Genomic DNA, 5,275 nt, shown 5'->3' with positions numbered 1-5,275 from the left:
CAACAGCTGGATGCACAACCTGCCGCTGTTGGCGAAGGGGCCGTTCCGTTGCACGGCGATGGTTCACCCCGCCGATGCGAAACGCCTGGGGCTGGTGGATGGTGCGATGGCGCGCATCGCGGGCCCTGCGGGCAACGCCATCGAGGCGCAGGTGGAGGTCAGCGACACCATCATGCAAGGCGTGGTCAGCCTGCCTCACGGCTGGGGGCACAACCTGCCGGGTGCTCAGCTCGGACTGGCTTCTGTGCGGCCTGGCAGCAACCTCAACACCGTGCTCGATGAGAACCTGCGTGATCCGGTGTCGGGGAATGCCGTGCTGGGTGGCGTGGCAGTGCATTTGAGCGCGATCGGCTAAAGCCCTCGCGCTTCTCCGTTCGGCCTGAGCCTGTCGAAGGGCCCTTCGACAGGCTCAGACCGAACGGAGCTTCATTCAGCAAACAGCGGGGAGCTCAGCGCCCCACTTCCGAAAACTGCGCCGCATTGCTGCGCAGCCAATCGCGCGACAGTGCATCGTCTTGCTGCCGCGGGTGGAAGTCGGCCTTGAAGTAGGCACGCCAGGGTCGATAGGTGCGACGCACCAGGCCGTTCTGACCAAAAAGCGTGCGCGCCGCGCTGCGCCAGGTGCTGAGGCGGAACAGGTCGCCGTCGTGCCACAGGTTGCGCACCGTCTGGCGCGCCACGTCGGTCAAAAACAGCAGGGTCACGCGGCGAAACCACTTCACGCGCCAATCGTGGCTGCCGCCCAGCGCCAGGTAAATGTCGAAGGCGGTGCTGCGGTGTTCCGACTCTTCCGATGCGTGCCACAGCCACATGGTGCGCAGGCGCGGCTCGGCGCCTTCGAGCACCTCGTTGTGGCCCAGCATCCACTCGGCGAGGATGGCGGTGAAGTGCTCGGTGGCGGCCGTGACAGCCACCACGTGGCGTGCATCAACCTGGTCCAACATCGGCGTGCGGCGGGTGATGCGCGCCTCCCAGGTGTTGGTGTAGCCCAGGCGATCGAGGTGCCCGTTGAACAGCGCGTGGATGCGCCGGTGTGTGGCCTCCTGCCCGATGAAACCCTGCACTTCAGTGGCGTAGCGTGTGCGCTCGGCCTCAGGCAGTTGTTTGACACCCGCACGCAGCGAGTCGATGAAAAACTGCTCGCCCACCGGAAAGCTCATCGACAAGGCGTTGAACAAGGCGCTGACGAAGGCATCGCCCCCCGCCCAGCGGCGCGGCACAGCGGTTTCAAGATCGATCAGCAGGCGGCGCACTACGAGGTCGGTCATGGCGGTGTCTTTCGGGTTTGAAGTTGGTACTGATGGGTACCAGTTCGGCAATGTGCCAAGCCCATGTGGTACTGTCAAGTACCATTTTCATCACCTATTGCACAGCCATGCCTGCGCCCGACAGCCAGAACGAACACCGCCGCCGCCTGCTCGACGCCATGGCCGAGGCGGTCGCCCACAAGGGTTATGCCGACACCACCATCGCCGACCTGGCCGGCGGTGCGCGGGTATCGCGCCGCACCTTCTACGAACACTTCAGCACCAAGGAAGAGTGCCTGGTTGCGCTTTATGAAGCCGCCAGTGGCCAGGCTCTGTCGGTGCTTCGCAAGGCCATCGACCCGGCGCACGACCCGCTGATGCAGGCCGAGCAGGCGCTGCGGGCCTACTTCGCCTGCCTGGCGAGCAACCCGCTGCTGCTGAAGACGTTGTTCATCGCCATCCTCGGCCTGGGCGCGGTTGGCCTGGCCGCGCGGCGGCGGGTCAACCAGCACCTCGCCGAGCTGATCCTGGAGCTGGTCAATCAGCCCTCGGCCACGCACCCGCCGCTGCCGCCGGCGCTGGCCGTCACCATCGTGGGCGGCATCAACGAGTTGGTGCTGGAGTTGATCGAGCGCGACCGCATCGGCGATCTCGAAGCACTCAGCGATACCGCCGCGCAGTTCGTGCGCGCCGTGGTGAACGGCGCGCGCTGACCCGCCCCGCTCAGACGTCCAGCGTGTAGACACGCGCCGCGCGGCGTTCGGGTTCGCCGTGGCCAGCCAACACGCGCGACCAGGTGGCATCGTTGCCGCAGCGTTGCGGCATGAGACCTTGGGTCATCACGGCGACTTCTTCCGAGGCGGCGTCGATGTCGTTCACCTCGGCGTAGAGAGCGTCGTAAAGCTTGGCCAGCATCGCGCCATCGGACTCGATCAGGACCAGGTACTTCACCGGTGTCTTGTGCATGGGGTCTCCGTTCGTGCGGCTTCAGTCAGCCCAGCGGCGTGCGTTGCGGAACATCTGCATCCAGGGGCTTTGTTCGTTCTTGTCGCCCGAGGTCCAGCTCATCAGCACGTTGCGGAACACCCGCTCGGGGTGCGGCATCAGCACGGTGAAGCGGCCGTCGGGCGTGGTCACCGAGGTGAGGCCGTCGGGGCTGCCGTTCGGGTTGAACGGGTAGGCCTCGGTGGGAGCGCCGGTGTTGTCGACGAAGCGCATCGCGCGGTGCACGGCTTTGGCATCACCCCGTTGAGAGAAGTCGGCGAATCCTTCACCGTGCGCCACCGCGATGGGCAGGCGGCTGCCGGCCATGCCCTTGAAGAAGATCGACGGGCTCTCGAGCACCTCGACCAGGCTCAGGCGCGCCTCGAACTGCTCGCTCTTGTTGCGCGTGAACTTGGGCCAGGCCCGGGCGCCGGGGATGATGGGCGACAGCGCGGCCATCATCTGGCAGCCGTTGCACACACCCAGCGCGAAGGTGTCTTGGCGCTGGAAGAAGGCAGCGAACTGCTCGGCCAGCACCGGGTTGAACATCACCGAGCGGGCCCAGCCTTCGCCGGCGCCGAGCGTGTCGCCATAGCTGAAACCGCCGCAGGCGATGAAGCCCTGGAACTGATCCAAACGCGCGCGGCCGGTTTGCAGGTCGCTCATGTGCACGTCGAAGGTGTCGAAGCCAGCCTGGTCCATCGAGTAGCTCATCTCGACGTGGCTGTTGACGCCCTGCTCGCGCAGGATGGCGAGCTTGGGGCGGGTCAGTTTCACCCCCACCGTTCGGGCGGAGCCTGTCGAAGCCAGCGCCATGCTCAGGGCCCCTTCGACAGGCTCAGGGCGAACGGAGATGGGGTCGAACGTCAGGTGCACATGCATGCCCGGGTCTTCCACGCGGCCGGCTGCTTCATGCTCGGCATCGGCGCAGACCGGGTTGTCGCGCAGCCGGGCGATACGCCAGCTCACGTCGTCCCAGGCCTGGTGCAGATCACGCAGCGGCGCGCTGAAGATGGCCTTGGCATCGCGCCAGATTTCCACCACACCTTTGTCGTTGGGCTTGCCGATGAAGTGGCTGTGTTTGCTCAAGCCGTGCTCGCGCAGGGTTTGCATGACCTCGTTGCGCACGGAGGTGGGCACCTGGATCACGGCACCCAGCTCTTCGCTGAACAGCGCGCGCAGGCTCAGCTCGGCACGGCGTGCGCTGACCTGGCCGGCCCAGTTCTTGGAGTCACCGTATTCGGCTCGGCTGTCGCTGATGCCGTCACCCTCAGTGACCAGCATGTCGATGTTGAGGCTCAGGCCCAGGTGGCCGGCAAAGGCCATCTCGGTCACAGCCGCCCAGAGGCCGCCGTCGCTGCGGTCGTGGTAGGCCAGCAGCCGGCCTTCACTGCGCAGCTGGTTGATGGCGTTGACCAGGGCCTTCAATTGCTGCGGGTCATCCAGATCGGGCACCTCGTCGCCGAACTGGTTCAGCACCTGGGCCAGCATCGAGCCGGCCATGCGGTTCTTGCCATTGCCGAGGTCGATCAGGATCAGCGTGGTGTCGCCAGGCTGCAACTGCGGCGTGAGCGTGGGGCGCACGTCGGCCAGCGTGGCAAAGGCGGTGACGATCAGGCTCACCGGGGCAGTGACCTGCTTGGCCGCTTTGTTGTCACCCTCACCGTCATTCCAGCGGGTGCGCATCGAAAGGCTGTCCTTGCCCACGGGCACGCTGATGCCGAGTGCGGGGCACAGCTCCATGCCGACCGCCTTCACCGTTTCATACAGCGCAGCGTCTTCGCCGGGTTCGCCGCACGCAGCCATCCAGTTGCAACTGAGCTTGACGCGCGGCAGCTCAAAGGGAGCGGCCAGCAGATTGGTGATGGCCTCGCCCACTGCCATGCGGCCCGAAGCCGGTGCGTCGAGTGCGGCCAAGGGCGTGCGCTCGCCCATGCTCATGGCCTCACCACGGAAGCCGCTGTAGTCGGCCAGCGTCACCGCCACGTCGGCCACGGGCACCTGCCAGGGGCCAACCATCTGGTCGCGGTGGTTGAGGCCACCCACGGTGCGGTCGCCGATGGTGACGAGGAATCGCTTGCTGGCCACCGTCGGGTGGCGCAGCACATCGAACGCGACCTTGTCGAGTGACACGTCGTTGAGATCGAGCGCGGCGAACTCTCGCGTCACTCGCTTCACGTCACGGTGCATCTTGGGCGGCTTGCCCAGCAGCACGTCCATCGGCATGTCGATCACCATCCCCGCTCGCCCTGAGCCTGTCGAAGGGTCGTCGGAACCGGGTTGGTCGAGCGTCAGCTGCTTCTCGTCGGTGGCGACACCCACGATGGCAAACGGGCAGCGCTCGCGTGCGCACATGGCCTCGAACAGCGGCAACGCATCGGCGCGCACCGCCATCACATAACGCTCCTGGCTTTCGTTGCACCAGACTTCCTTGGGCGCGAGGCCGGTTTCTTCCAGAGGCACTTTGCTCAAGTCGAAACGCGCACCGCGGCCAGCACCGTCGACCAACTCAGGGAAGGCATTGGAGATGCCACCCGCTCCCACATCGTGGATGGCCAGGATCGGGTTCACCTCACCCAGCGCCCAGCAGTGGTTGATGACCTCTTGCGCACGGCGCTGAATCTCGGGGTTGCCGCGCTGCACCGAATCAAAGTCGAGCGCGGCCGCATTCGCGCCGGCGGCCATCGAGCTGGCCGCACTGCCGCCCATGCCGATGCGCATGCCGGGCCCACCCAGCTGAATCAGCAGCGTGCCGGCCGGGAATTCGATCTTCTTCGTCTGCGAATCCGAGATCGAACCCAGGCCGCCGGCGATCATGATCGGCTTGTGATAACCGCGGCGCAACTCGCCGACCGTTTGCTCGTACACACGGAAGTAGCCACCCAGGTTGGGCCGGCCGAACTCGTTGTTGAAGGCCGCGCCACCCAGCGGGCCCTCGGTCATGATCTGCAGCGCACTGGCAACGTGCGCGGGCTTACCAACGGGGTCGCGTTCCCACGCTTCGTCGGTGCCCGGCAGGTGCAGGTTGCTGACCGAAAAACCCG

The 5,275-nt window shown here is 66.0% G+C and carries 5 protein-coding genes; 2 read left to right on the top strand and 3 right to left on the bottom strand.

The features are described from left to right. The coding region (locus RMO40_RS20340; RefSeq protein WP_309725249.1) for a molybdopterin dinucleotide binding domain-containing protein at positions 1-355 on the top strand (355 nt) is incomplete at its 5' end. Between the two features lie 94 nt (positions 356-449). On the opposite strand, the gene RMO40_RS20335 is transcribed toward RMO40_RS20340, so the two are convergent. Continuing rightward, positions 450-1,268: a metal-dependent hydrolase gene (locus tag RMO40_RS20335; RefSeq protein WP_309725247.1), complete on the bottom strand. Its 819-nt coding sequence runs from the start codon at positions 1,266-1,268 to the stop codon at positions 450-452. A gap of 107 nt (positions 1,269-1,375) precedes the next feature. On the opposite strand from RMO40_RS20335, the gene RMO40_RS20330 reads away from it, so the two are divergent. Beyond that, the gene (locus tag RMO40_RS20330) at positions 1,376-1,960 is read left to right on the top strand and encodes a TetR family transcriptional regulator (protein WP_309725246.1); all 585 of its coding nucleotides are present in this window, start codon (positions 1,376-1,378) and stop codon (positions 1,958-1,960) included. 10 nt (positions 1,961-1,970) lie between these two features. Here the strand turns inward: RMO40_RS20330 and RMO40_RS20325 are convergent, their stop codons facing one another. Both RMO40_RS20325 and purL read right to left on the bottom strand, forming a co-directional pair. Further along, positions 1,971-2,213 (bottom strand): hypothetical protein, encoded by a 243-nt coding sequence (locus RMO40_RS20325; protein WP_309725245.1) that lies wholly within the window; start codon positions 2,211-2,213, stop codon positions 1,971-1,973. A gap of 21 nt (positions 2,214-2,234) precedes the next feature. After that, positions 2,235-5,275, bottom strand: a 3,041-nt coding sequence (gene purL, locus RMO40_RS20320; protein WP_309725243.1) for a phosphoribosylformylglycinamidine synthase, incomplete at its 5' end; no start/stop codon positions are given.

It is taken from the genome of Rhizobacter sp. (genome assembly GCF_031412075.1).
Lineage (GTDB): Bacteria > Pseudomonadota > Gammaproteobacteria > Burkholderiales > Burkholderiaceae_C > Rhizobacter.
Note: the sequence above shows the minus strand (reverse complement) of the source record. Positions and strands in the feature narration are given on the sequence as shown.